Here is a 23,551-nt window from a genome sequence, read left to right on the forward strand (position 1 = left end):
CTGATTGGAGTTCCCATGTTGCGTAGCTTTCTGATGCTGGCGGCGTTTTTCGGCTTCACGGGCGTGGCGCTGGGGGCATTCGCCGCCCATGGCCTGAAAAACCGCCTGAGTGCCGATTACCTGGCGATATTCCACACCGGCGTGACCTACCAACTGGTCCACACCCTGGCATTGCTGTGTGTTGCGTTGCTGGCCACGCACATTCCCGGGCGCATCGTGACGTGGGCCGGCATTTCCTTTGTGATCGGCATCATTCTGTTTTCCGGCAGCCTTTACTTACTGACCATGACCGGTATCGGCAAACTCGGCATCATCACCCCGTTCGGTGGCCTGGCGTTTCTGATTGGCTGGCTCTGCCTGGGGCTCGCGGCCTGGCGTCTGGCCTGACGGTCACGAAGTGCGCCTCCAACCGTTGAGCAGAACCTGGATGAACGATGGCGTGAGGAGGCGGTTGCCGTATCCGCTCAGGTGATCGCCGTCGCGAAAAAGCGGTTTGCCGTCGTCATAGGCCGAGCAAGTGGAGCCTGGGCACAGCAGCGGTAGCGGATCCCAAACGCGAAGCATCGGGTACTCCTGGGTTAAATGCTCCAGCAATGCCATTTGTGGCGCTCGCAGCTGCTCGATTTGATCCCGCTCCACGGTGAAGCCAGGCGCGCAGATCGGGTTCATCCGGTTGAACCAATCTGAGCAGCGGTACGCTGGCGCCTTGAACAGTGGCATGGGGGCATCGATCAGCACCCGCACCTTGGCGTTCATCAGCCGCGTCAGTGTTGCTTCTGCGCTACTGCAGGCTCCATCGAGCTGCTCGGGATTCAATTCGGCGAGGGCCTCGTTGAGCACGGTTTCATCGCCACGCACCCAATCGCGGCCTGCAAGCTCCGGCATTCGCAGAGAGGCGAGGAAAACGATATCACCGGGTTTTGCCCGCGCCTCGATATCACGCAGAGCTTCGTTCCTGGCTTGGGTGCAGGCGCCTTGCGGGTCGGGCGCTATAAGGCTGGCCACCGCGCAGCCGCCGCGCTCATGTTCCACAACACTGATACCCAGCCGTCGCGAGACGAGGCTCAGCAGAGTGCGATAGGCCGCGGCATGCGAATCGCCGAACACGAACAATTGGCGGCCCTGCAGCGATAGGTCGCCGATTGGCTCGTTTGCCGGACCTTGCGGCAGCCTGCGGGAAAACCAGATGTAGGCGTCGCTGGTCTGGCTCAGCGACAGGGCCTCAGGGTTTTCACTCACCCAGCGAGCCCCTGACCAAGACAGGCCGACCGCCGCAAGGCATGCGGCGATGGCGACCCAGGCGTGGCGTTGAAAATGCGACCGGCCGGTGCGCAGCGGTGTCTCGATCCAGTGATAGGAGGCAGCAGCGAGCGCCGCGACGATCACCGGGTAGGCCAGCTGTATGGCGAATTGCTCCAGGCCGGTGGTCCAGCGCAGGAATACCAGCACTGGCCAATGCCAGAGGTAAAGCGAGTAGGACAATCGGCCGACATAGGTGGCCGGTGATGAACGCAGAAGACGCAGGAGCGGCGACGGGGTATCGGTCTTCTGTATCACGGCAGCCAGGATCAACAGGGTGCCAGATACGGTCAAGAGGGCCCAGGGAAACGGAAAGTGCTTCGCGTCGGCGAAAATCAACCCGCCCGACACCAATGCGAATCCACCGAACAGTACGGCTGGGGTCACCGCAGAGGGCAGCACCAGGCGTTTTGTCGCCACGAGCTGGAAGAGGATCGCCCCGGATGCCAGCTCCCAGAATCGACTGGGTAACAGATAAAACGTTTCGAGAGGGCTTTGCTGTGTTTGCACAACGCTGGATACCAATGACGCCAGCGCCAGAAGGGGCAGCAAGGCCCAGGCGAGGCGATGCCGTTGTCGAAAGCGCAGCCAGATGAAGTAGACGAGGGGAAAAACCAGGTAGAACTGCTCTTCTACGGCCAGCGTCCAGGTGTGGGTATAGGGATTGAGCTGGGTGGAAGGCGAGAAGTAGGTGTCGGTGTTCCAGGCCAGCATGAAGTTGCTCAGGCCGAAGTAGGCCGCCAGTCCGGTTCGATCATTCTGCATGCTGAGCCAGGCCTGTGGTACGAACATCGCCGAGACCAGGGCACAGGCCAGGAGAACCAATAGCAGGGCAGGCACGATGCGCAGGAATCGTCGACGGTAAAAATCCGCCAGGTACGCCGTAAAGCTCATGTCGGAGCGGGTGTACAGCGACTGGCTGATGACGTAGCCCGAGATGACGAAGAACATGTCGACCCCAGTGAAGCCGCCGGGCAGCATGTTCAGGAAGTCGGCGTGGAAAATGATCACGCTCAGGACGGCGACGGCGCGCAGGCCATCGATGGCAGGGATGTTTGGCATTGCATGGACGCTGGACACAGGTCCTCCTTGTGCTTGATAGATGCGTCCATGCGGGACCAGAAATATAGACGGGGCCGGTGCTGCTTGGGCGTTGCATTTGTTGCAGGATCAGTCCGAGGCATCCAAATGCCCCGGAGCCTTTTCGCGGACGCCGCCTGGCGGCCGGGCTGACCGGCTGGTCCATTTCATGACGAATGGCTTGGGTCACCCAGACTGATCGGGCTAGAATGCCAGCCCCTAAAAATGATGGCGGCATCCGGCATGCGCATTCAGTTGAACGGCGAATCCCTTGAACTGCCCGACGGTGAAACCGTTGCGGCCCTGCTGACCCGTCTGGAACTCACCGGACGCCGCGTCGCGGTGGAGCTCAATCTGGATATCGTCCCGCGCAGCCAGCACGCCGAAACCACGTTGAACGACGGTGATTTGGTCGAAGTGGTCCACGCCATTGGCGGCGGCTAGTCGTCTCGGTTTCGCAGCATTTCGCAAGAACCTCACCCCAACAGAGGATTTCCCATGAGCATCGTTCGTAGCGACAAGCCCTTCGTCCTGGCCGGTCGTACCTACCAGTCGCGTTTGCTGGTAGGCACCGGCAAATACCGCGACATGGAAGAAACCCGCCTGGCCATCGAAGCCTCGGGCGCCGAGATCGTGACCGTCGCCGTGCGCCGGACCAATATCGGCCAGAACCCGGGTGAACCGAACCTGCTGGATATCCTGCCACCGGATCGCTACACCATTTTGCCGAACACTGCCGGTTGCTTCGACGCCATCGAAGCCGTGCGCACCTGCCGCCTGGCCCGTGAGCTGCTCGACGGCCACAACCTGGTGAAGCTGGAAGTGCTGGCGGACCAGAAAACCCTGTTTCCCAACGTGATCGAAACCCTCAAGGCCGCCGAGACCCTGGTCAAGGAAGGTTTCGACGTGATGGTCTACACCAGCGATGACCCGATCATCGCCCGTCAGTTGGCGGAAATCGGCTGCATTGCGGTCATGCCGCTGGCCGGCTTGATCGGCACCGGCCTGGGGATCTGCAACCCGTACAACCTGCAGATCATCCTGGAAGAAGCCAAGATCCCGGTGTTGGTAGATGCTGGTGTCGGCACTGCGTCCGACGCCACCATCGCCATGGAGCTGGGTTGCGAAGCGGTGTTGATGAACTCCGCCATCGCCCACGCCCAGCAGCCGATCCTGATGGCCGAAGCGATGAAGCACGCGATTGTCGCCGGTCGCCTCGCTTACCTCGCCGGCCGCATGCCGAAAAAACTCTACGCCAGCGCGTCCTCGCCGCTGGATGGTCTGATCAAGTAAGAGCCATTGATGACTGAATCGAACGACACGCCAGTCCTGCCGGAAGAAGGCGAAGAGCGCCAACACCGCCGCATCAAGAGTTTCGTGATGCGCGCCGGGCGCATGACTGAAGGCCAGCAACGCGGCCTGGAGCAGGGCGCGCCGCTTTATGTCCTGCCGCTGGCCGATGCGCCGGTGGATTTCGACCAGGTGTTCGGCCGCTCGGCGCCGCGCTCGTTGGAGATTGGCTTCGGCATGGGCCACTCACTGCTGGAAATGGCCGCTGCTTCGCCGGAACAGGATTTCATCGGTGTGGAAGTCCATCGTCCGGGCGTGGGCGCGCTGCTTAACGGTGTGTTGACCCAAGGGCTGACCAACCTGCGGGTCTACGATTGCGACGCCATCGAAGTGCTCAACCGCTGCGTGGCCGACAACAGCCTCGATCGGTTGATGCTGTTCTTCCCGGATCCGTGGCACAAGAGTCGTCACCACAAGCGCCGTATCGTCCAGGCGTCGTTCGCTGAGTTGGTGCGCAGCAAGTTGAAGATCGGCGGTGTGCTGCACATGGCCACCGACTGGGAACCTTATGCCGAGTACATGCTGGAAGTCATGAATGTCGCGCCGGGCTACCGCAACCTGGCCGAAGACGGCAAGTGCGTACCGCGCCCGGCCGAACGGCCGATCACCAAGTTCGAACGCCGTGGCGAACGGCTCGGGCATGGGGTTTGGGATTTGAAGTTCGAGAAGTTGGCGTAAGCATCGCGCGTTAAACAATGTGGGAGCCGGTGTGCTCCCACATTTCGTTTCACGGTCTATCGACGGTCCGCCACCACGCCAATCAGCACCAGCACCACCAGCAATACCGGCGCCAGGCTGTAGTTGTTGAACTGGCTCAAGCCTCGGACGATCCACGGCGTGGCGTAGATCAGTGCGGCGCCGCTGCCGATCATGCACAACAGGGCGATCAGCGGGACGCGCAAGGCGCCGGCGATGCTGCCCAAGCGTTGCTCGACCCAGCCCTTGATGTCAGCACCAAACAGCACCAGCAGGCAGCCAACCAGTGCCAGGGATATTTCCGACAGATTGCTGCGGCTCCAGCGGGACACGGTGGCGAGCAGGTCGAGTACCAGATCCATTCGTTTTCCTTGTTTGATCAGCTCAGAAATTTTTGCAGCAAGTCATTGAGAAACAGTTGTCCGCGCTCGGTCGCCGCCAGACGTGACGGTTCGACCTGCAACAGGCCACTTTGTTCGGCCTCGCGCCGGCCTTCGGCCAAGGTGTCCAGGAACAGCCCGGTGCGTTGCGGATAAAGCTGCGCGTCGACGCCATCGGTGAGGCGCAGCGCGTTCATCAGGAACTCGAAGGGCAGCTCTTCGTTGGCGAGCTGTTTTTCACCGGCGAGGAAACGTTTGGCCGGGTTGAGATAGTCCTTGGGCAAACGGGTCTTCCAGGTTCGCACGATGCGCCCGTCCGGATGACTGAGCTTGCCGTGGGCGCCGGCGCCGATGCCGATGAAATCGCCGAAACTCCAATAGTTGAGATTGTGCCGTGCCGCGCGCCCAGGCTGGGCATACGCCGAGACTTCGTACTGGGCGTAGCCGTGTTCGGCGAGCAGCGCTTGCCCGGCCTCCTGGATATCCCACAAGGTGTCGTCTTCCGGCAAGGTCGGCGGCTGGTTCCAGAACACCGTGTTCGGCTCCAGCGTCAGCTGGTACCAGGACAAATGCGTCGGCTTCAAGGCGATGGCCTGGCGCAAGTCGCTCAAGGCATCGTCCAGGGACTGATCCGGCAGGCCGTGCATCAGGTCCAGGTTGAAGTTGTCGAACCCGGCCTGGCGGGCCATGCCGGCGGCGCGTACCGCTTCGTCGCCATTGTGGATCCGGCCCAAGGCTTCGAGCTTGGCCTGCTGGAAACTCTGGATGCCGATGGACAGGCGATTGATGCCCAAGGCCCGGTAGGCGACGAATTTTTCCTGCTCGAACGTGCCGGGGTTGGCTTCCAGGGTGATTTCAATGTCCTGGGCGAACGGTATCCGCGCCTCGACACCCTTGAGCAAGCGGCCCAAGGCCTGGGCGCTGAACAGGCTCGGGGTGCCGCCACCGAAAAAGATCGAGCTCAGCGGGCGACCATAAACCGCATGCAGATCCTGGTCGAGGTCGGCCAGCAGGGCATCGACGTATTCCTCTTCCGGCAACTGCGGGCTGGCGGTGTGGGAGTTGAAGTCGCAATACGGGCATTTGCGCACGCACCACGGGATGTGGACGTACAACGCCAGGGGCGGCAGCACCGGCAGTGGTGCCCGAGGCGTTTGGGCACCGCCATGGATCAGCGGTGCGGGAGCGTCATCGATCATTGCAGGCCCAGGCGTTGACGCAGCAGGGCCATGGCGCGGGCGCGGTGGCTCAGTTGATTCTTTTCCACGGGGCCCAACTCAGCGCTGGAGCAATTGCGTTCCGGCACCCAGAACAGCGGGTCGTAGCCGAAACCGTGTTCTCCGCTGGCTTCGGTGAGGATGCGCCCGTGCCACAAGCCTTCGCAGAGGATCGGTAGCGGATCGTCGACATGCCGCACCAAGGCCAGGACACACACGAACTGCGCCCCGCGCTCGGCTTCGGGCACGTCCTTGAGAGCTTCGAGCAGCTTGGCGTTGTTCGCCGCGTCACCTTTGCCATCAGCGTAACGGGCCGAGTAAATGCCCGGCGCGCCGCCAAGGAAATCCACGGCCAGCCCGGAATCGTCGGCCAGCGCCGGCAAACCCGAGATACGCGCGGCATTGCGAGCTTTGAGAATGGCGTTCTCGACGAACGACAGGCCGGTCTCTTCCGGCTCCACCTGGCTGAATTCGCCGATCGAGCGCAGTTGCACCGACCCGCCAAGCATGGCCTGGAGTTCCTTGAGTTTGCCGGCGTTGTGGCTGGCGAGCACGAGTTGGGTGAGGTTCATCATTGCCCCGGGAAGAGTTCCTGGTTGAAGTTGATCGTGTTGATCTTGTCGCCCGTCTGCACCTTGATTTCAAAGGTGCGGGTTTCCTGCTGGTCCACCGGGTACTGGGCGATGTAATAGATCGCGCCTGGTTCAGTGACCTGACGGAAGGTGAGGGTGACTGTCTTGCTGGTCAGGTCCTTCACCGTGCCGCTGACCTGGGCCATCAATGGCTTGCCGCCCTTGATCACCGTGACATTGATCACGCCTTGGTTCTTGCTGCGGATCAGCTCGGCGGCGTTGGCGATGTCGGGCGTCAGGAAGGTGGAATTGAATGTGTTGTAGTGCACGGTGACGTCACCGAACACTTCCTTGCGCTCGGCCTTGATGACGTCGGCCGCCATGGCGCCCGCGCTCAGGCAGGCGGTGATTAAGAACAACGCTAAGCGTTTCATGTCGTGCTCCTGAAAAGGCCGGTGTTCAGACGGCGACCTGATGATCGGCCAGGCCTGGGCTGCTGACTCGATAGATGCCAATTTCACCTAACAGATTAGGCCATAGCTTGCTTGCCCACCCGTGCCGGTGCTGCTGGTCCACCGCCAGGCGATTGATGACCCGGGCTTCGCGCTCACGGCACAGCGCTTCGAAATCCTCGAAGGTGCAGAAGTGGATGTTCGGCGTGTTGTACCAGGTATAGGGCAGGAATTCCGAGACAGGCATGCGCCCTTTGCTCGCCAGGTACCAACGGCAGCGCCAATGCCCGAAGTTGGGGAAGGTGATGATGCACTGGCGGCCGACCCGCAGCATTTCGTCGAGAATTTTATCGGGGTAATGCACGGCTTGCAGGGCCTGGGTCATGACCACGATGTCGAAGCTGTTGCTGGCGAAATTGCCCAGGCCCTTGTCCAGGTCCTGTTCGATGACGTTGATGCCCTTGGCCACGCATTCGGCGATGTTGTCCGGGTCGTTTTCCAGGCCGTAGCCGGTCACTTGCTTGTTGTCCCGCAGCCAGGTCAGCAATTCGCCGTTGCCGCAGCCCAGGTCGAGCACGCGGCTGCCGGCGGGGATCCATTCCTGGATGATGTCCAGATCGGCTCTCATGGCGTCCTCACAGCGTAATACGGTTCATATAGTTGCCGAACGCCTGCAAATAACGCGGGATCGGAATCAGGAAGGCGTCGTGGCCTTGGGGCGCGTCGATTTCCAGGTAGCAGACGTCTTTGCGCGCGGCCATCAGCGCATCCACCAGTTCCCGGGAGCGGGCCGGAGAGAAGCGCCAGTCGGTGGTGAATGACATCACGCAGAATTTGGCCGTGGCATTGGCGAAGGTTTTCGCCAGGTTATCGTCGAAATTCGCCGCCGGGTCGAAGTAGTCGAGCGCCTTGGTCATCAGCAGGTAGGTGTTAGCGTCGAAACGCCCGGAGAACTCTTCACCTTGATAACGCAGGTAGCTCTCGACCTGGAACTCGACGCTGTGGAAGTCGTAGTTGAGCTTTTCGCTCTTGAGGCCACGGCCGAATTTTTCGCCCATGGAATCGTCGGACAGGTAGGTGATGTGCCCAACCATCCGCGCCAGCATCAGCCCGCGCTTGGGGATCACGCCGTGTTCCTGGAACGAACCGCCATGGAACTCCGGGTCGGTGAGGATGGCCTGGCGCGCCACTTCGTTGAAGGCGATGTTCTGTGCCGACAGCTTGGGGGCCGAGGCGATTGCCAGGCAGTGGCGCACGCGGTCCGGGTAGGTGATGGTCCATTGCAGCGCTTGCATGCCGCCGAGGCTGCCGCCGATCACCGCTGCCCACTGGCCAATGCCGAGGCGGTCGGCCAGGTGTGCCTGGCTGTGCACCCAGTCTTCCACGGTCAGCACCGGGAAATCGGCGCCGAACGGCTTGCCGGTGTCCAGATTGAGGCTGCTGGGGCCGGTAGAGCCGTTGCAGCCGCCGAGGTTGTTCAGGCTGACCACGAAGAACTTGCTGGTGTCGATGGGCTTGCCGGGGCCGATGCAACTGTCCCACCAACCGGGCTTGCGGTCGTCGGCGCTATGGTAGCCGGCGGCGTGGTGGTGCCCGGACAGGGCGTGGCAAATCAGCACGGCGTTGCTCGCCGTGGCATTGAGGGTGCCGTAGGTTTCGTAGATCAGGTCATAGGCTGGCAGCGAACGACCGCAGGCCAGGGCCAGGGGCTCGCTGAAATGCGCCATTTGCGGCGTCACCAGACCAACGGAATCGGGGGGAAAGGCAGCTGGCATCGACCCTGCTCTCGTTGAAATGAGGCGTAAGTCTAAAGACCGCTGTGGCAAGCGGCAAGCAAAGGGCGGCGATCGTTCCCACGCTCTGCGTAGTAACGCTGCCTGGGACGCTCCGCGTTCCGCTTTGGAGGTGACGCGGAGCGTCACGGGATGCATTCCCACGCGGAGCGTGGGAACGATCAAGCTGCAGCTTGCTTTAGATCAGCAACCGCAGAATCTCCGGCATCATGGTCATCGCCGCCAGGTTGTTGATCACCAGCATGTCGATCAGCTTGAGCACCATGAACGCCAGGATCGGCGAGATATCCAGGCCGCCGAGGTTCGGCACGATGCGGCGGAACGGTGCCAGGGCCGGCTCGCAGATCTGGTTCACCAGCTCGGCGCCCGGGTTGTGGCTGCTCGGCGCGACCCACGACAGGATCACGCTGATGATCAGGGCGAAGAAGAATATCTTCAGGAACAGCGCGGTCACGCCAATGAGCGACCAGATCAGCAGTTGCAGTGGGTTGCCGGTGGTGCCGTAGGTCAGCAGCAGGGTCAGGGCCATCAGCGCCAGTTGAATAAGGATCGCCAGGACCAGCGACGACATGTCCAGGCCGAACAGGCTAGGGATTATCCGGCGCAGCGGCTTGAGCAGTGGCTGGGTCGCCTTGACGATGAACTGACACAGCGGGTTGTAGAAGTTGGCGCGCACCAGTTGCAGCACGAAACGCATCAGCACGATCAGCAGGTACAAGCTACCAAGGGTTTGCAGTACGTAGACCGCTGCAGTGTTCAATCCAATCATGAATGGCTCCTTATTGGCCCAGTTGTTCGGCCATTTCGGCCGAGCGGTGCGCGGCGGCGCCGAGTGCTTTTTCCACCAGGGCTTCGAAGCCCCCGGCCTGGAACGATTTGATGGCGGCTTCAGTGGTACCGGCCGGAGAGGTTACGCGACGACGCAACTCAGCGGCATCGACATCGCTGGACACCGCCATGTGCGCGGCGCCGAGAGCGGTCTGCAGCGTCAGCTGGGCGGCGACTTCGCGGGGCAGGCCGAGCTTCTCGCCTGCGGCCGTCATGGCTTCGATCAGCAGGAAGAAATACGCCGGGCCCGAGCCTGAGACCGCAGTGACCGCGTCCAGTTGCTGCTCGGTGTCCAGCCACAGCGCAAGGCCGACGGCCGATAGCAGCTCTTGCGCCTGCTGGCGTTGCTCGGCGGTCACCTGTTCGGTGGCGAACAGGCCGCTGACGCCCTGGCGCAGCAGCGCGGGGGTGTTGGGCATGCAGCGCACGATCGGCTGGGCGCCGAGCCATTTATTCATGCTCGCGCAAGTAATACCCGCGGCAATCGACACCACCAGTTGATGGGGCTTGAGGGCCGGACGAAGCGCCTCGCACACGACTTTCATCGCTTGCGGCTTGACCGCCAGGACGATGACGTCCACGCCGTCGATGGCCTGGGCGTTGTCGGCGAAGGTTTCGATGCCGTGCTCGGTGCTCACCCGCTTGCGGGTCTCTTCACCCGGATCGCTGGCGCGAATCCAAGAAGCATCCAGGCCCTTGGCCCGAAGGCCGCCGATCAGGCTGGCGGCCATGTTGCCGGCGCCGATAAAGGCAATACGCGTGTTGCTCATGACGGGTCCTTATAAAGAGATGAGTGAGTCAGCTGGGCGATTGACCATAGTCGCGAGCCCCAAACAGGGCCGTGCCGATGCGCACCCAGGTGGCGCCTTGGGCGATGGCGGATTCGAGGTCATGGCTCATGCCCATGGACAATGTGTCCAGCGGCAGGTCCAGGCTGGCTTGCAAACGCTGGACGGCGGCAAAAGCTGCATCCTGTTCGGCGCGATCGTCGGTTGGCTCGGGAATGGCCATCAGCCCGCGTAACTTGAGGCGTGGCAACGCATTGATGGCGCTGGCGAGGGCGGGCAGGTCCGCTGGCGTGCAGCCGGATTTGCTGGCTTCGCCGCTGACGTTGACCTGGATGCAGATATTCAGCGGCGGCAGGTCGGCCGGGCGCTGCTCGGACAGGCGTTGGGCAATTTTCAGGCGATCCACGGAGTGCACCCAGTCGAAATGTTCGGCGATAGCGCGCGTCTTGTTCGATTGAATGGGGCCGATGAAGTGCCAGATCAAGGGCAGGTCGGTGAGTTCGGCCTGTTTGCCCAGCGCTTCTTGCAGGTAATTCTCGCCGAAGTCCCGCAGGCCGGCGGCATAGGCCTCGCGAAGGGCCTGGGCGGGCTTGGTCTTGCTCACCGCCAATAGCTGGACGCTGTGTCCGGCGCGTTGGGCGGCCTGTTCCGCGGCATGGATGCGCGATCTAACCTGAGCAATGTTGTCTGCTATCGTGGTCATAAAGAAAGGCCAGCGGTCTGAGGTTCGCGGCATTCTACTGGAATTGAGGAGCGCTATGGATATCACTGAATTACTGGCGTTCAGCGCCAAACAGGGCGCATCGGACCTGCACCTGTCCGCCGGGCTGCCGCCGATGATCCGTGTTGATGGCGACGTGCGGCGGATCAACCTGCCGGCACTGGACCACAAGCAGGTTCATGAGCTGATCTTCGACATCATGAACGACCGCCAGCGAGTGGATTACGAGAAGTTCCTGGAAACCGATTTTTCCTTCGATGTGCCCGGCGTGGCGCGGTTTCGGGTCAATGCCTTCAACCAGAATCGTGGCGCGGGGGCAGTATTCCGGACCATTCCGTCGAAAGTCCTGACCATGGAAGACCTCGGGATGGGCGAGGTGTTTCGCAAAGTGACCGAGGCCCCTCGTGGGCTGGTGCTGGTGACCGGGCCGACCGGTTCAGGCAAGTCCACCACCCTGGCGGCGATGATCGATTACTTGAACAGCCACAAGCACCATCACATCCTCACCATCGAAGACCCGATCGAATTCGTCCATGAACCGCGCAAATGCCTGATCAACCAGCGCGAGGTGCACCGCGACACTCAAAGTTTCTCCACGGCCCTGCGCTCGGCGCTGCGAGAAGACCCGGACGTGATCCTGGTGGGGGAAATGCGCGACCTGGAGACCATCCGCCTGGCGCTGACTGCCGCCGAAACCGGGCACCTGGTGTTCGGCACCCTGCACACCACGTCGGCGGCCAAGACCATTGACCGGGTTGTGGACGTGTTCCCGGGCGATGAAAAGTCGATGGTTCGTTCGATGTTGTCGGAGTCGTTGCAGGCGGTGATCTCCCAGACGCTGGTCAAGAAGATCGGCGGCGGCCGGGTCGCGGCCCACGAAATCATGCTGGGAACCTCGGCGATCCGAAACCTCATTCGGGAAGACAAGATCGCGCAGATGTATTCGTCGATCCAGACTGGCGGCTCGCTGGGGATGCAAACGCTGGACATGTGCTTGAAAGACTTGGTGACCAAGGGGCTGATCAGCCGCGAGCATGCCCGGGAGCGGGCGCGTACGCCGGATAATTTTTAGAGATGTGCAGCTAGGAGGCTGATCGTTCCCACGCTCTGCGTGGGAATGCAGCTCGGGACGCTCTGCGTCCCCTCAAAAGCCGAACGCAGAGCGTCCGTAGAGACATTCCCACGCGGAGCGTGGGAACGATCATGCTGGATCAGCGCTGAACCACGCGCATCGCCCCCGGTTCTTTCGGCAGCACGCGCTTGGCAACCACGTAGTGGGTGTTCCAATACGGCTTGTTCAGCGTGTCGATGGTCACCGACTTGCCTCGGCGCGGAGCGTGGATAAACCGGTCGTTGCCCAGGTAGATGGCCACGTGGTTGACGCGGCGGCTCTTGAGCTTGAAGAAAATCAGATCGCCAGGCTTGAGGTCCTTGCGCTCGACTTTCTCGCCGTGGCCGGCTGCCATGGCGTTGGAGGTGCGTGGGAGGTCGAACGTGGCGTCATTGAAAGCGTACTTCACCAAACCACTGCAATCGAAACCTTTGCTTGGGCTGCTTCCGCCCCAACGGTAAGGTGTGCCGAGTACATTCACGGCGCGGCTCAGGACATTGCTGGTCGTCTTGGTCGCCATGGGTGGCACCAGTCGGCTGTGGGCGGTGCTCACACGCTGGACGCTTTGCTTGTTCTTGCTCGAAGGAGCAGAAACATGGGATTTAGGGGTATAGCCGTTGACGTTGGGAAGACGTTGCTCACGATTGGTGGCGTGGGCGGCCAGTGGCAATAATAGGCAAATGGTTAGCCATGTCTTGAAAAATGGACGCATTAGGCAGGGCTCTTGAAGGTTAGCGCGCAACTTTATAACAGCTTTTTTCGCCATTCCGAGGCCGTTTGTCGATTCGAAACCCAGCGTAAACCCGGCAAAATTGCGACAATTTGACCCGATTGTCCGACAGAGCCCCCGTATCACGGGCTTTTGCGCGACGCGAGTCGCTCAGGACCGCTTGTCGGCGAGACACAAAAAAGTCACAAAAAGTCCGAACAAATTTTTCTATCGAGGCAAAAGAGGCATTAATGAACAGCTATCAGCAGGATGCAATCCGCGATACCCACAGCAAAGTCATCGGGTATCTGCTGTGGATTTTGGGTTTTACCGGTGCTCACCGCTTCTATTACGGCAAGCCGGTAACCGGCACGATCTGGTTCTTCACCTTCGGGCTGCTGGGCATCGGTTGGCTGATCGACTTGTTCCTGATTCCAGCCATGGACCGCGAAGCGGACCTGCGTTTTACCCCGGGTCCGATCGAGTACAGCGTGGCGTGGATACTGCTGACGTTTCTCGGGGTGCTGGGCGTGCATCGCATGTATCAGGGCAAATGGCTCAGCGGCATCCTCTATCTGCTGACCGGCGGGGTGTTTTTCCTGGGCGTGCTGTATGACTTCTGGACGCTGAACGATCAGGTTTCGATCCGCAATGCTCAGAAACGCGGGGCTTTCCAGTAAGACGGCAGATCGAGTCGCCTGCATTCGCGCAGCAGGCGACTCGATTTTTTTTCAGGCTTGGTGGGTGATCCGCCCATCCATCAGGGTGTAGCGCACCACACCCGGCAGGCTGTGGCCGAGGAACGGGCAGTTGTCGCCCTTGGAACGCCAGGCTTCACCGGCCACGGTGGAGGTGGCAGGGTCGAACAGCACCAGATCCGCCGGCGCGCCCACGGCCAGTTTCCCGGCTGGAAGTTGCAGCGCCTGGGCCGGGCCGGCGCTCAGGCGTGCCAGCAGGGTTGGCAGGTCGAGCAAGCCGTCTTCCACCAGCGTCAGGGCCAGCGGCAGCAGCAGTTCGACGCTGCTGATGCCCGGCTCGGTGGCGCCGAACGGGGCCAGCTTGGCATCGCGCTCGTGGGGCTGGTGATGGCTGGAGATGGCCGAGATGACGCCGGACTTCACCGCCTCGCGCAAGCCATCGCGGTCGGCGCGGGTGCGCAGTGGCGGCTGGACATGGTAGACGCTGTTGAAATCGATCAGCGCTTCGTCGGTCAGGATCAACTGGTACAGCGCCACATCGGCGGTCACCGGCAAGCCGCGGGCCTGGGCCTGGGCGATCAACGCCGCGCCGCGGGCACTGGTCAGTTGGCTGAAATGGGCACGCACGCCGCTTTGCTCCACCAGCAGCAGGTCGCGGGCCAGGGCCACGGTCTCGGCGGTTTCCGGAATTCCCGGCAGGCCCAGGAAGCTGGCGGTCGGGCCCTCGTGGGCCAGGCCACCTTCGGCCAAGTCATGATCCTGTGAGTTGAAAACCACTGTCAGCCCGAACGTCGCGGCGTACTCCAGTGCACGGCAGAGGGTGCGGGCGTTGCGGAAACTGTTCAAGCCGTTGCCGAACGCCACGCAACCGGCGTCGCGCAAGGCGATCAACTCAGCCAGTTGCTCGCCCTCCAGGCCTTTGCTCAACGCCCCGATCGGGAAGACCTTGGTGTTGCCGGCTTCCCGGGCGCGGTCGAGGATCAGTTCGGCCACCGCCGAAGTGTCCAGCACCGGCTTGGTCTGCGGCGGGCAACACAGGCTGGTTACGCCACCAGCGGCGGCGGCCCGGGTCTCGCTGATAATGCTGCCTTTGCGGCTGTAGCCGGGCTCGCGCAAGGCGACGTTCAGGTCCACCAGGCCGGGAGCGGCCACCAGGCCTTGGGCGTCGAGGATCTCGACCGCGACGAAACCGACCGGCGCCGCGCCAAGGGCGACGATCTTGCAGGCATCTATATGGATGTCAGTCACTTGATCCAGGCCACTGGCTGGATCGATCACGCGTGCGCCGAGAATGCTGAGCTTCACTGGGCGTTCTCCTGGTCGAATTGGCGCTGGGCCGTTTGCCCGCTCATGGCCATGGACAGCACCGCCATGCGGATGGCGATGCCGTAGGTCACTTGATTGAGGATCACCGAATGCGGTCCGTCGGCCACCGCCGATTCGATTTCCACGCCGCGGTTGATCGGCCCCGGGTGCATGACGATGGCGTCCGGCTTGGCCCCGGACAGGCGCGCCGTGGTCAGGCCGAACAAGCGGTAGAACTCGCCTTCGCTGGGCAGCAGGCCGCCGGTCATCCGCTCGCGTTGCAGGCGCAGCATGATCACCACGTCGACATCCTTGAGGCCTTCGGTCATGTCGGTGTAGACCTTCACGCCGTATTGCTCGACGCCGATGGGCAGCAGGGTTTTCGGCGCGATCACGCGGATGTCCGGGCAGCCGAGGGTCTTGAGTGCCAGCATGTTGGAGCGGGCCACTCGCGAATGCAGGATGTCGCCGACGATGGCCACCGACAGGTTTTCGAAGCTGCCCTTGTGCCGACGGATGGTCAGCATGTCGAGCATGCCCTGGGTCGGGTGCGCGTGACGGCCGTCGCCGCCGTTGATGATCGCCACCTGGGGGCAGACGTGTTCGGCAATGAAGTGCGCCGCCCCGGAATCACCGTGACGGACGACGAACATGTCAGCGGCCATGGCTTCGAGGTTGCGCAGGGTGTCGAGCAGGGTTTCGCCCTTGCTCGCCGAGGACGTGGACACGTTCAACGTGATCACGTCCGCCGAGAGTCGCTGGGCCGCCAGTTCGAAGGTGGTGCGGGTGCGGGTGGAGTTTTCGAAGAACACGTTGCACACGGTCTTGCCGCGCAGCAACGGGACTTTCTTCACAGCCCGGGCACCGACTTCAAGGAAGGAGTCGGCGGTGTCGAGGATTTCCGTCAGCAGCTCGCGGCGCAGGCCATCGAGGGACAGGAAATGCCGCAGTTGGCCCTGATCGTTGAGCTGCAGCGGGCGCTTGGTTTCGAGAGGCGTCATCGCGATGGACTCTTACAAGGGCAGTTAAAGGGCAAGGTCTTGCAGTTCGAGTTGCAGCGGCGACGGGCCGGAGAGCTTGACTCGCTCATCGGCGGCCAGTGTCAGCGTCGCGCCGACCACGTTCGGTCGGATCGGCAGCTCGGCGGCATCCAGGTCCAGCAGGCACACCAGGGTCACGCTGGCCGGGCGACCGTAGTCGAACAGTTCGTTCATGGCGGCGCGGATGGTCCGGCCGCTCATCAGCACGTCATCGATCAACACCAGGTGCTGGCCTTCGATCTCGAACGGCAGCGCCGAGGGGCGTACTTGCGGGTGCAGGCCGTTCTGGCTGAAATCATCACGGTAGAAAGATACGTCCAGGGTGCCCAGCGGCGAGTCGCTGCCCAGTTCATCGAGCAAGGCCTGGGCGACCCAGACGCCGCCGGTGCGAATGCCGATATAGCGCGGCTCGCTGATGCCGCGTTGTTCCAGGTGCGCCGTGAGACGGATCGCCATCTGGCTGATCAGTTCGGCAGGATTGGGCAGGCTCATGCTGGCTCCTTCAGGTTCCCGGGTCGGTGCTTTTGACTCGGTTTATCGCTAAAAGAAAGCGCCTTGGCGGCGCTTTCAAAAAATCAGGTTTCGAACAGGGCGGCGTTGGCGTCGAGCCAGCCTTGCAACAGCAGGGCGGCGGCGATGGCGTCCACCGGGTTGTCGCGGTAACTGCCTTTCTGCCCGCCGCGTACCAGGCGCTCGCCCTTGGCCTCGAAGGTGGTCAGGCGCTCGTCATGGGTATAGAAGGGCAGGTTGTAGCGGCCGTTGAGCCGGCGCGCGAATTTTTCGGCGCGCAGGCACATGTCGCTGGGCGTGCCGTCCATGTTCAGCGGCAGGCCGACCACCACGGCGTCGGGTTTCCACTCCTTGATCAGCGCTTCGACCTGGTTCCAGTCCGGGACGCCGTTCTGTGCCTTCAGTGTGCACAACTCGCGGGCCTGGCCGGTAATGACCTGGCCGACCGCGACGCCGATCTGTTTGGTGCCGTAATCGAAGCCCAGCAGCAAGCGCAGCGCCATCAGGCGTGTCCTGCCTGGCTGGTGAGCAGGCTGAGGTTGACACCCAGCCGGCTGGCCGCCGCTTCCAGGCGCAGTTCGCTGCTGGTGTTGAACAGGATATCGGCGTCGAATGGGCAGGTCAGCCAGGCGTTGTCGGCCAGTTCGGCTTCCAGTTGCCCCGGTTCCCAACCGGCGTAGCCGAGGGCGATCAGGCTTTTCTCCGGGCCGACGCCGTCGGCGATAGCGAATAACACATCCTGGGAGGTGGACAGCGACACGCCATTCAGGTCGACGGTGGCCTGGAATTTTGGACCCGACGGATGAAGTACGAAACCCCGGTCGGTCTGCACCGGGCCGCCGATGAAAATCGGTACGTGCTGGCACAAGAGTGGCGGCTCGACCTCGGGACGCAGTTGCTCAAGGATATCCGCCAGGTTCAGTTCCTGCGGACGATTGACCACCAGTCCCATGGCCCCATTGGCCGTGTGCTCGACGATGTAGGTCAAGGTGTGGGCAAAATTCGGATCAGCCATGTGCGGCATGGCAATCAGGAAGTGATGCTTGAGGTAGGTGGGGCTGACGTTTTTCATAGGCGCTAGTGTGGCGGCGCAGGCGCGAACTGACAAGCCGGGGATGTGCAGGAAGCGCTGATCACAGCCACCTTCATCCACGGCAGGCTCAGTTGCTGGAAAGCCGATCGCCGCGGGCAAACTTCCAGGTACGGATGATTTCCAGGCGGTCGATGTCCGACAGATCCCCGGTGAACGGCGCGAACGGCGCGGCCAGGCGCACGATTCGCTGGGCCGCCTGGTCCAGCAAGGGCTGGCCGGAGGATTCCAGTACCAGCACCTCATACAGCGAACCGTCGCGGTTGATCGAGACCATCAATCGCAGATTGCCGTAAATCTGCTTGCGCCGGGCTTCCTCGGGGTAGTTGAGGTTGCCGATGCGCTCGACCTTCTTGCGCCACTCGTCCTTGTACCAGGCGCCCTTGTCGCGCATGGTCGACGCAGCGCTCAGGCGATGGATGCGCGGACGCTTGGCGTACAACTGCTGCTCCTGGGCCAATTCGGCTTCCAGGCTGGCGATGTCGCTGGACAGCTGCGAGCTGTCGAAGGTTGGCTCGGGGGCCTTGGGTTTCGGATCAGGCTTGACCTCTTCCTTGACCGGGGCCTTTTTGGGCTTCGGTGCCGTAGTAGTAACGGCGGCTTTTGGCGCTGTTTCCTGCACCTCCGGCTTGGCGGCCGGCGGCGGGGTGATCTTTTGTACCTTGTTGTCCTGGAACGGCGCGATCTCGGTGGTCTTGGGAATCGCTTTCTTTTCCAGGGTACCGCTGCCTTGCTGGTTTTCCTGGGCCAGGAAGTCCGCCTTCTGTGGCTTGGTTTCACTCTTGAAGGTGGCCAGGGTAATTTCCAGGGTCTGGCTGATCTGCTTGGGTTCGACCGTGGCAAAGCCAACGCCCAGCAGCACGGCCAAGTGGATCAATGCCGCCAGGAACAAGGTAAAACCGAGACGATCAGCCGGGCGCACACCGCGATGGGCGAGCTCTTGGGGCAGATCGGGCGGGCGTGTCATGACAAAAAAACCAACATCGTGGGTTTCACAGGCCGGGCATGATAACGCAATGTTGGTTTTTTGCTTCAAGCCTCAAGCTGCAAGCGACAAGCTGCATCAAACTTGCCGCTTGAAGCTTGCCGCTTGTAGCTGCTTCTCGATGGCCTCCATCAACATCCCGCCGATGTCCGTACCGAAGGCATTGTCGATTTCGCGGATACAGGTCGGGCTGGTGACGTTGATCTCCGTCAGGTGCTCGCCGATCACATCCAGGCCGACGAACAGCAGGCCTTTCTCGCGCAGGGTCGGGCCGATCTGGGCGGCGATCCACCGATCCTTCTCGGTCAGCGGGCGGGCTTCGCCGCGACCGCCGGCCGCCAGGTTGCCCCGGGTTTCACCAGCGGCCGGGATACGCGCCAGGCAATAATCGACGGGTTCGCCGTCGATCATCAGGATGCGTTTGTCGCCATCGACGATGGCCGGCAGGTAACCCTGGATCATGATCTGCTGCTTGCCGTGCAAGGTCAGGGTTTCAAGGATCACCGACAGGTTCGGGTGACCGGCGGTATGACGGAAGATCGAGGAACCGCCCATGCCGTCCAGGGGCTTGAGGATCACGTCGCCGTGATGGTCGGCGAACTCGCGCAACACGTCCGGGCGACGGCTGACGATGGTCGGCGGCGTGCACTGCGGGAACAGCGTGGCGAAGAGCTTTTCGTTGCAATCGCGCAGGCTCTGCGGCTTGTTGACCACCAGTACGCCAGCGCTTTCAGCCTGTTCCAGCAGATAAGTGGAGTAAACGAATTCCATGTCGAACGGCGGATCCTTGCGCATCAGGATCACGTCCAGGTCGCTGAGCAGCGCATCGCTTTCCTCGCCCAGTTCGAACCACTTCTCGGGATTGGCGAAGACCTTCAGCGGCTTCATCCGCGCCCGGGCCTGGCCTTGCGCCTGGTAGAGATCGCGCTGTTCCATATAGAACAGCTCCCAGCCGCGCTTCTGAGCGGCCAGCAACATGGCCAGCGAGCTATCCTTCTTATAGGAAATGCTGGCGATAGGGTCCATGACAATGCCGACGCGTACGCTCATGGCTTGGTTCCTCGAAATTGGGTGGGCACGAAGGGCGTGAAAAAGTGGCGTCAGAGTGGCGCCCCCAAGATTGGCGGTCAAGGAAAAACCGCCGTACCGAGCGGCTGATAGATCGGCGCTGGAGACTGTGCTAAAAAGGCTGCCATGTGACGTGCGGGCCTTGAACATCAAGGGTTTGCGCTGTCGATCACTCTTATGCGTTAAAAAACCGGTTTGCAGTGGCAATGGCAGAGCATCTTACGCAGCAGCAACCCAGCGCCTTGAAGGTCATGGTCATCGACGACTCGAAGACCATCCGCCGCACCGCCGAAACCTTGCTGCGCAACGCCGGTTGCGAGGTGATCACGGCGATCGACGGCTTCGATGCCCTGGCCAAGATCGTCGACCATCACCCAGGCATTATCTTTGTCGACATCATGATGCCGCGCCTGGACGGTTACCAGACGTGCGCCCTGATCAAGAACAACAGCGCTTTCAAGGCCACGCCAGTGATCATGCTGTCGTCCCGCGATGGTTTGTTCGACAAGGCCAAGGGACGCATCGTCGGTTCCGATCAGTTTCTGACCAAGCCTTTCAGCAAGGAAGAGTTGCTGGGTGCGATACAGGCCCATGTCCCGGGTTTTGCCGCAGCCCAGTTGCACCAGGCACATTAATGACGCTCGGCCTCGGGCCTGAGGTCTAGAAGAATGGGGAATACCATGGCACGAGTTCTGATCGTCGATGATTCGCCGACTGAAATGTACAAGTTGACCGGCATGCTGGAAAAGCATGGCCATCAGGTCCTGAAGGCCGAGAACGGCGCCGATGGTGTGGCACTGGCGCGCCAGGAAAAGCCCGACGCGGTGTTGATGGACATCGTCATGCCCGGCCTCAACGGGTTCCAGGCCACGCGCCAACTGACCAAGGACCCGGACACCGGTCGTATCCCGGTCATCATCATCACCACCAAGGACCAGGAAACCGACAAGGTCTGGGGGACGCGTCAAGGGGCGAAGGACTACCTGACCAAGCCGGTGGACGAGGAAACCCTGATCGCGACCCTGAACAAAGTACTGGCGGGTTGAAAGCGCGGCCATGAGCCAATCCCTGACCGCATTCGAGCTGTTGCTGCAGATCGATCGGCGCTGTCGGCTATTGGGCGCGGACTTGCCGTCCCAACCGATCCACCGCGATAGCTGGAGCGGCATCGGCTTTCGCCTGGGCGATCATTGGTACGTGGCGCCCATGGGCGAAGTCAGCGAGGTGCTGCACGAGCCGCGCCACACGCCTTTGCCCGGGGTCAAGCCATGGGTTCGCGGCGTGGCTAACCTGCGCGGGCGTTTGTTGCCATTGATGGACCTGTGCGGTTTCTTCGGCCATGAACTGTCCAGCGTGCGCAAGCAGCGGCGGGTGCTGGTGGTGGATCATGACGAGGTGTTTGCCGGCTTGCTGGTGGACGAGGTCCAGGGGTTGCAGCATTTCCCCCAGGGCAGCCTCGAATCGATTTTGACGAACGACCTCGATGGCCCGGAATCGGCCTTCGTCCAGGGCCGTTTTGGCGCAGAGCGGCAATGGCTGGTGTTCAGCCCGTTTGCACTGGCGCGCTCGCCAGGATTCATGGATGTGGCGGTTTAACGAGACTTAGCGCGGCCCCTGTGGAAGCGAGCAGGACAGGCGAGGACCGATGATCAAAACTCAAACAGGCAAGACACTGGAGGCGTCGCGCAGTCGTTCGCAGATCATCGTGCTGTTCGTCGCGCTGATCGTCTTCATCATGCTGTTATTTGCCAACTTCGCTTACCTCAACACCCAGTCTACGTACGACAAGCAGTACATCGGCCATGCCGGTGAGTTGCGAGTGTTGTCCCAGCGCATCGCCAAGAACGCCACCGAGGCCGCGGCCGGCAAAGCCGCAGCCTTCAAGCTGCTGAGCGATGCGCGCAACGATTTCGCCCAGCGCTGGGGCTATCTGAAACAAGGCGACCCGGTGACTGGCTTGCCGCCGGCGCCTGCCACCCTGCGCCCGCAGATGCGCGCTGTGCAACTGGACTGGGAGCGCCTGCTGAAGAACACCGATGCCATCCTGTCCAGCGAGCAGACCGTCCTGTCGTTGCATCAGGTCGCGGCGACCCTGGCCGAAACCGTGCCGCAACTGCAGGTCGAATACGAGAAAGTCGTTGAAATCCTCCTGCAACGCGGCGCGCCGGCCGCCCAAGTGGCCATGGCCCAGCGCCAGTCATTGCTGGCCGAGCGGATTCTTGGCGCGGTGAATACGGTGTTGGCCGGCGACGAGAACGCCAGCCAGGCGGCTGACACGTTTGGCCGCGACGCCGCGCGCTTCGGCCAGGTGCTCAACGGCATGTTGCAGGGCGACGCGACCTTGAAAATTTCCCAGGTACAGGACCGCGATGCCCGTGCGCGCCTGACTGAAATCAGTGAGCTGTTCGAATTTGTCTCAGGCTCGGTGGATGAAATTCTCGAAACTTCTCCGGAGCTGTTCAAGGTCCGCGAGTCGGCGGGCAACATCTTCAACCTGTCGCAGACCTTGCTCGACGAGGCCTCGCACCTGGCCACGGCTTTCGAAAACCTGGCCGGCGGGCGTTCCGTGAACAGCATCGGCGGTTATGTGTTGGGCCTGCTGGCGCTGATGTCGATCATCCTGATCGGGCTGGTGATGGTCCGCGAGACCAATCGCCAGTTGCGTGAAACCGCGGAAAAGAACGAGCGCAACCAGAACGCGATCATGCGTCTGCTGGATGAAATCGAGGATCTGGCCGACGGCGACCTGACCGTGACGGCTTCGGTCACCGAAGACTTCACCGGGACCATCGCCGACTCGATCAACTATTCGGTGGATCAACTGCGCGACCTGGTGGCGACGATCAACCTGACCGCCGGCCAGGTGGCTGCCGCCGTGCAGGAAACCCAGGCCACCGCCATGCATCTGGCCCAGGCGTCCGAGCACCAGGCCCAGCAGATCAGCGAAGCTTCGACTTCAATCAATGAAATGGCCCAGTCCATCGACCAGGTGTCCGCCAATGCCGCCGAGTCGTCGGCCGTGGCCGAGCGTTCCGTGGAAATCGCCAACAAGGGCAACGAGGTGGTGCACAACACCATTCATGGCATGGACAACATTCGCGAACAGATCCAGGACACTGCCAAGCGCATCAAGCGCCTGGGGGAGTCGTCCCAGGAAATCGGCGATATCGTCAGCCTGATCGACGATATTGCCGACCAGACCAACATCCTCGCGCTCAACGCGGCGATCCAGGCGTCCATGGCGGGCGATGCCGGTCGTGGCTTTGCGGTGGTGGCCGATGAAGTGCAGCGGTTGGCGGAACGCTCCTCGGCGGCGACCCGGCAGATCGAGACGCTGGTGCGAGCGATCCAGGCCGACACCAACGAAGCGGTGATCTCCATGGAGCAGACCACCACCGAAGTGGTCCGCGGCGCCCGGCTGGCACAGGATGCCGGGGTCGCGCTGGAAGAAATCGAAGGGGTTTCCAAGACCTTGGCGGCGCTGATCCAGAGCATTTCCAACGCGGCGCAGCAACAGACCACCTCGGCGGGGCAGATATCCTTGACCATGAACGTGATCCAGCAGATCACCAGCCAGACCTCGTCCGGCTCCACTGCCACCGCCGAGAGCATTGGCAACCTGGCGAAAATGGCCAGCCAGCTGCGCCGCTCGGTGTCGGGGTTCACCTTGCCGGCGGCGCCTGTGGCGGACGAGGGCAAGGCGTGATTAACGTGCTGGGAGGGGCTGTACCTGAGACAAGGACGCTTTTGTGGCGAGGGAGCTTGCTCCCGCTGGGGGGCGTAGCCGCCCCAAAGATTTTGTGAGCGCTGCGCACTCAAGCGGGAGCAAGCTCCCTCGCCACGGAGTCCTCGGCCGTAC

The 23,551-nt window shown here is 62.0% G+C and carries 28 protein-coding genes; 10 read left to right on the top strand and 18 right to left on the bottom strand.

The features are described 5' to 3' along the window. Positions 1-15 precede the first annotated feature (15 nt). Positions 16-387, top strand: coding sequence for a DUF423 domain-containing protein (locus HU762_RS05770; RefSeq protein WP_186634050.1), 372 nt, complete (start codon positions 16-18; stop codon positions 385-387). 3 nt (positions 388-390) lie between these two features. Here HU762_RS05770 and HU762_RS05775 read toward each other — a convergent pair whose 3' ends face one another. Further along, positions 391-2,361, bottom strand: a complete 1,971-nt coding sequence (locus HU762_RS05775) for an acyltransferase family protein (protein ID WP_186634456.1) — start codon at positions 2,359-2,361, stop codon at positions 391-393. Positions 2,362-2,622: 261 nt separating this feature from the next. Here HU762_RS05775 and thiS point away from each other — a divergent pair, with 261 nt between their 5' ends. From thiS to trmB, 3 genes are read left to right on the top strand one after another with little or no spacing between them, the layout of a single operon-like run. Then, complete coding sequence (gene thiS / locus HU762_RS05780; protein ID WP_186634052.1) at positions 2,623-2,823, top strand: sulfur carrier protein ThiS; 201 nt, start codon at positions 2,623-2,625, stop codon at positions 2,821-2,823. 54 nt (positions 2,824-2,877) lie between these two features. Beyond that, entirely contained in the window at positions 2,878-3,672 is a 795-nt protein-coding gene (locus tag HU762_RS05785; protein WP_003177480.1) for a thiazole synthase, read from the top strand. Between the two features lie 9 nt (positions 3,673-3,681). Then, positions 3,682-4,407, top strand: a complete 726-nt coding sequence (gene trmB / locus HU762_RS05790) for a tRNA (guanosine(46)-N7)-methyltransferase TrmB (protein WP_186634055.1) — start codon at positions 3,682-3,684, stop codon at positions 4,405-4,407. A 56-nt stretch (positions 4,408-4,463) separates the two neighbouring features. On the opposite strand, the gene HU762_RS05795 is transcribed toward trmB, so the two are convergent. From HU762_RS05795 to HU762_RS05835, 9 genes are all read right to left on the bottom strand, one after another. Then, complete coding sequence (locus HU762_RS05795) at positions 4,464-4,787, bottom strand: DUF3392 domain-containing protein (RefSeq protein ID WP_014340681.1); 324 nt, start codon at positions 4,785-4,787, stop codon at positions 4,464-4,466. 17 nt (positions 4,788-4,804) lie between these two features. Beyond that, complete coding sequence (hemW, locus tag HU762_RS05800) at positions 4,805-6,004, bottom strand: radical SAM family heme chaperone HemW (RefSeq protein ID WP_238340353.1); 1,200 nt, start codon at positions 6,002-6,004, stop codon at positions 4,805-4,807. After that, entirely contained in the window at positions 6,001-6,597 is a 597-nt protein-coding gene (gene rdgB / locus HU762_RS05805; protein WP_186634058.1) for an RdgB/HAM1 family non-canonical purine NTP pyrophosphatase, read from the bottom strand. Before rdgB ends, hemW begins: the two co-directional genes overlap by 4 nt. Beyond that, entirely contained in the window at positions 6,594-7,028 is a 435-nt protein-coding gene (locus tag HU762_RS05810; protein ID WP_186634061.1) for a DUF4426 domain-containing protein, read from the bottom strand. Before HU762_RS05810 ends, rdgB begins: the two co-directional genes overlap by 4 nt. A gap of 25 nt (positions 7,029-7,053) precedes the next feature. Beyond that, positions 7,054-7,674, bottom strand: coding sequence for a methionine biosynthesis protein MetW (metW, locus tag HU762_RS05815; protein ID WP_186634064.1), 621 nt, complete (start codon positions 7,672-7,674; stop codon positions 7,054-7,056). Positions 7,675-7,681: 7 nt separating this feature from the next. Beyond that, positions 7,682-8,821, bottom strand: coding sequence for a homoserine O-acetyltransferase (locus HU762_RS05820; protein ID WP_186634066.1), 1,140 nt, complete (start codon positions 8,819-8,821; stop codon positions 7,682-7,684). A gap of 196 nt (positions 8,822-9,017) precedes the next feature. Further along, positions 9,018-9,608: a YggT family protein gene (locus HU762_RS05825; protein ID WP_186634069.1), complete on the bottom strand. Its 591-nt coding sequence runs from the start codon at positions 9,606-9,608 to the stop codon at positions 9,018-9,020. Positions 9,609-9,618: 10 nt separating this feature from the next. After that, positions 9,619-10,437 (bottom strand): pyrroline-5-carboxylate reductase, encoded by an 819-nt coding sequence (gene proC, locus HU762_RS05830; RefSeq protein ID WP_186634072.1) that lies wholly within the window; start codon positions 10,435-10,437, stop codon positions 9,619-9,621. Between the two features lie 28 nt (positions 10,438-10,465). Further along, positions 10,466-11,158 carry a YggS family pyridoxal phosphate-dependent enzyme gene (locus tag HU762_RS05835; RefSeq protein ID WP_186634075.1) on the bottom strand — a complete coding sequence of 231 codons (693 nt, stop codon included), beginning with the start codon at positions 11,156-11,158 and terminating at the stop codon, positions 10,466-10,468. Between the two features lie 55 nt (positions 11,159-11,213). Between HU762_RS05835 and HU762_RS05840 the strand changes: the two genes are divergently transcribed. Further along, entirely contained in the window at positions 11,214-12,248 is a 1,035-nt protein-coding gene (locus HU762_RS05840) for a type IV pilus twitching motility protein PilT (RefSeq protein ID WP_186634078.1), read from the top strand. Between the two features lie 139 nt (positions 12,249-12,387). Here HU762_RS05840 and HU762_RS05845 read toward each other — a convergent pair whose 3' ends face one another. Further along, entirely contained in the window at positions 12,388-12,999 is a 612-nt protein-coding gene (locus HU762_RS05845; protein WP_186634081.1) for a C40 family peptidase, read from the bottom strand. A 248-nt stretch (positions 13,000-13,247) separates the two neighbouring features. On the opposite strand from HU762_RS05845, the gene HU762_RS05850 reads away from it, so the two are divergent. Next, positions 13,248-13,676, top strand: coding sequence for a TM2 domain-containing protein (locus tag HU762_RS05850; RefSeq protein ID WP_186634084.1), 429 nt, complete (start codon positions 13,248-13,250; stop codon positions 13,674-13,676). Between the two features lie 51 nt (positions 13,677-13,727). Here the strand turns inward: HU762_RS05850 and HU762_RS05855 are convergent, their stop codons facing one another. The 7 genes from HU762_RS05855 to gshB form a co-directional block, all read right to left on the bottom strand. Beyond that, entirely contained in the window at positions 13,728-14,999 is a 1,272-nt protein-coding gene (locus tag HU762_RS05855; protein WP_186634087.1) for a dihydroorotase, read from the bottom strand. Next, positions 14,996-16,000: an aspartate carbamoyltransferase catalytic subunit gene (locus HU762_RS05860; protein ID WP_186634089.1), complete on the bottom strand. Its 1,005-nt coding sequence runs from the start codon at positions 15,998-16,000 to the stop codon at positions 14,996-14,998. The genes HU762_RS05855 and HU762_RS05860 overlap by 4 nt, the downstream gene beginning before the upstream one ends. A 24-nt stretch (positions 16,001-16,024) precedes the next feature. After that, a complete protein-coding gene (gene pyrR / locus HU762_RS05865) occupies positions 16,025-16,531 on the bottom strand; it encodes a bifunctional pyr operon transcriptional regulator/uracil phosphoribosyltransferase PyrR (RefSeq protein ID WP_186612060.1) in 507 nt (168 codons plus the stop codon). An 83-nt stretch (positions 16,532-16,614) separates the two neighbouring features. Further along, the gene (ruvX, locus tag HU762_RS05870; protein ID WP_003177497.1) at positions 16,615-17,052 is read right to left on the bottom strand and encodes a Holliday junction resolvase RuvX; all 438 of its coding nucleotides are present in this window, start codon (positions 17,050-17,052) and stop codon (positions 16,615-16,617) included. After that, positions 17,052-17,621, bottom strand: coding sequence for a YqgE/AlgH family protein (locus HU762_RS05875; RefSeq protein ID WP_186612059.1), 570 nt, complete (start codon positions 17,619-17,621; stop codon positions 17,052-17,054). Before HU762_RS05875 ends, ruvX begins: the two co-directional genes overlap by 1 nt. A gap of 88 nt (positions 17,622-17,709) precedes the next feature. Next, the gene (locus tag HU762_RS05880; RefSeq protein WP_186634092.1) at positions 17,710-18,606 is read right to left on the bottom strand and encodes an energy transducer TonB; all 897 of its coding nucleotides are present in this window, start codon (positions 18,604-18,606) and stop codon (positions 17,710-17,712) included. Between the two features lie 96 nt (positions 18,607-18,702). After that, on the bottom strand, positions 18,703-19,674 hold the full coding sequence (gene gshB, locus HU762_RS05885; RefSeq protein ID WP_186634095.1) for a glutathione synthase: 972 nt from the start codon (positions 19,672-19,674) through the stop codon (positions 18,703-18,705). A 224-nt stretch (positions 19,675-19,898) separates the two neighbouring features. Between gshB and HU762_RS05890 the strand changes: the two genes are divergently transcribed. Genes HU762_RS05890 through HU762_RS05905 form a run of 4 tightly spaced genes read left to right on the top strand, consistent with a single transcriptional unit; the run spans position 19,899 to position 23,398 of the window. After that, the gene (locus tag HU762_RS05890; RefSeq protein WP_186612057.1) at positions 19,899-20,327 is read left to right on the top strand and encodes a response regulator; all 429 of its coding nucleotides are present in this window, start codon (positions 19,899-19,901) and stop codon (positions 20,325-20,327) included. A 45-nt stretch (positions 20,328-20,372) separates the two neighbouring features. Next, positions 20,373-20,738, top strand: coding sequence for a twitching motility response regulator PilH (gene pilH / locus HU762_RS05895; protein ID WP_186634098.1), 366 nt, complete (start codon positions 20,373-20,375; stop codon positions 20,736-20,738). Positions 20,739-20,748: 10 nt separating this feature from the next. Next, positions 20,749-21,288 (top strand): chemotaxis protein CheW, encoded by a 540-nt coding sequence (locus tag HU762_RS05900; RefSeq protein WP_186634101.1) that lies wholly within the window; start codon positions 20,749-20,751, stop codon positions 21,286-21,288. A 49-nt stretch (positions 21,289-21,337) separates the two neighbouring features. Next, on the top strand, positions 21,338-23,398 hold the full coding sequence (locus HU762_RS05905; protein ID WP_186634104.1) for a methyl-accepting chemotaxis protein: 2,061 nt from the start codon (positions 21,338-21,340) through the stop codon (positions 23,396-23,398). Positions 23,399-23,551: the final 153 nt, after the last annotated feature.

The sequence above is a fragment of the Pseudomonas sp. SWRI92 genome (assembly GCF_014268685.1).
In the GTDB taxonomy this organism is placed as follows: Bacteria; Pseudomonadota; Gammaproteobacteria; order Pseudomonadales; family Pseudomonadaceae; genus Aquipseudomonas; species Aquipseudomonas marvdashtae.

Coding starts and splice junctions, on each gene's coding strand:
- HU762_RS05770 (WP_186634050.1), top strand. CDS start 16: ATGTTGCGTAGCTTTCTGATGCTGGCGGCGTTTTTCGGCTTCACGGGC.
- HU762_RS05775 (WP_186634456.1), bottom strand. CDS start 2,361: ATGCCAAACATCCCTGCCATCGATGGCCTGCGCGCCGTCGCCGTCCTG.
- thiS (WP_186634052.1), top strand. CDS start 2,623: ATGCGCATTCAGTTGAACGGCGAATCCCTTGAACTGCCCGACGGTGAA.
- HU762_RS05785 (WP_003177480.1), top strand. CDS start 2,878: ATGAGCATCGTTCGTAGCGACAAGCCCTTCGTCCTGGCCGGTCGTACC.
- trmB (WP_186634055.1), top strand. CDS start 3,682: ATGACTGAATCGAACGACACGCCAGTCCTGCCGGAAGAAGGCGAAGAG.
- HU762_RS05795 (WP_014340681.1), bottom strand. CDS start 4,787: ATGGATCTGGTACTCGACCTGCTCGCCACCGTGTCCCGCTGGAGCCGC.
- hemW (WP_238340353.1), bottom strand. CDS start 6,004: ATGATCGATGACGCTCCCGCACCGCTGATCCATGGCGGTGCCCAAACG.
- rdgB (WP_186634058.1), bottom strand. CDS start 6,597: ATGATGAACCTCACCCAACTCGTGCTCGCCAGCCACAACGCCGGCAAA.
- HU762_RS05810 (WP_186634061.1), bottom strand. CDS start 7,028: ATGAAACGCTTAGCGTTGTTCTTAATCACCGCCTGCCTGAGCGCGGGC.
- metW (WP_186634064.1), bottom strand. CDS start 7,674: ATGAGAGCCGATCTGGACATCATCCAGGAATGGATCCCCGCCGGCAGC.
- HU762_RS05820 (WP_186634066.1), bottom strand. CDS start 8,821: ATGCCAGCTGCCTTTCCCCCCGATTCCGTTGGTCTGGTGACGCCGCAA.
- HU762_RS05825 (WP_186634069.1), bottom strand. CDS start 9,608: ATGATTGGATTGAACACTGCAGCGGTCTACGTACTGCAAACCCTTGGT.
- proC (WP_186634072.1), bottom strand. CDS start 10,437: ATGAGCAACACGCGTATTGCCTTTATCGGCGCCGGCAACATGGCCGCC.
- HU762_RS05835 (WP_186634075.1), bottom strand. CDS start 11,158: ATGACCACGATAGCAGACAACATTGCTCAGGTTAGATCGCGCATCCAT.
- HU762_RS05840 (WP_186634078.1), top strand. CDS start 11,214: ATGGATATCACTGAATTACTGGCGTTCAGCGCCAAACAGGGCGCATCG.
- HU762_RS05845 (WP_186634081.1), bottom strand. CDS start 12,999: ATGCGTCCATTTTTCAAGACATGGCTAACCATTTGCCTATTATTGCCA.
- HU762_RS05850 (WP_186634084.1), top strand. CDS start 13,248: ATGAACAGCTATCAGCAGGATGCAATCCGCGATACCCACAGCAAAGTC.
- HU762_RS05860 (WP_186634089.1), bottom strand. CDS start 16,000: ATGACGCCTCTCGAAACCAAGCGCCCGCTGCAGCTCAACGATCAGGGC.
- pyrR (WP_186612060.1), bottom strand. CDS start 16,531: ATGAGCCTGCCCAATCCTGCCGAACTGATCAGCCAGATGGCGATCCGT.
- ruvX (WP_003177497.1), bottom strand. CDS start 17,052: ATGGCGCTGCGCTTGCTGCTGGGCTTCGATTACGGCACCAAACAGATC.
- HU762_RS05875 (WP_186612059.1), bottom strand. CDS start 17,621: ATGAAAAACGTCAGCCCCACCTACCTCAAGCATCACTTCCTGATTGCC.
- HU762_RS05880 (WP_186634092.1), bottom strand. CDS start 18,606: ATGACACGCCCGCCCGATCTGCCCCAAGAGCTCGCCCATCGCGGTGTG.
- gshB (WP_186634095.1), bottom strand. CDS start 19,674: ATGAGCGTACGCGTCGGCATTGTCATGGACCCTATCGCCAGCATTTCC.
- HU762_RS05890 (WP_186612057.1), top strand. CDS start 19,899: ATGGCAGAGCATCTTACGCAGCAGCAACCCAGCGCCTTGAAGGTCATG.
- pilH (WP_186634098.1), top strand. CDS start 20,373: ATGGCACGAGTTCTGATCGTCGATGATTCGCCGACTGAAATGTACAAG.
- HU762_RS05900 (WP_186634101.1), top strand. CDS start 20,749: ATGAGCCAATCCCTGACCGCATTCGAGCTGTTGCTGCAGATCGATCGG.
- HU762_RS05905 (WP_186634104.1), top strand. CDS start 21,338: ATGATCAAAACTCAAACAGGCAAGACACTGGAGGCGTCGCGCAGTCGT.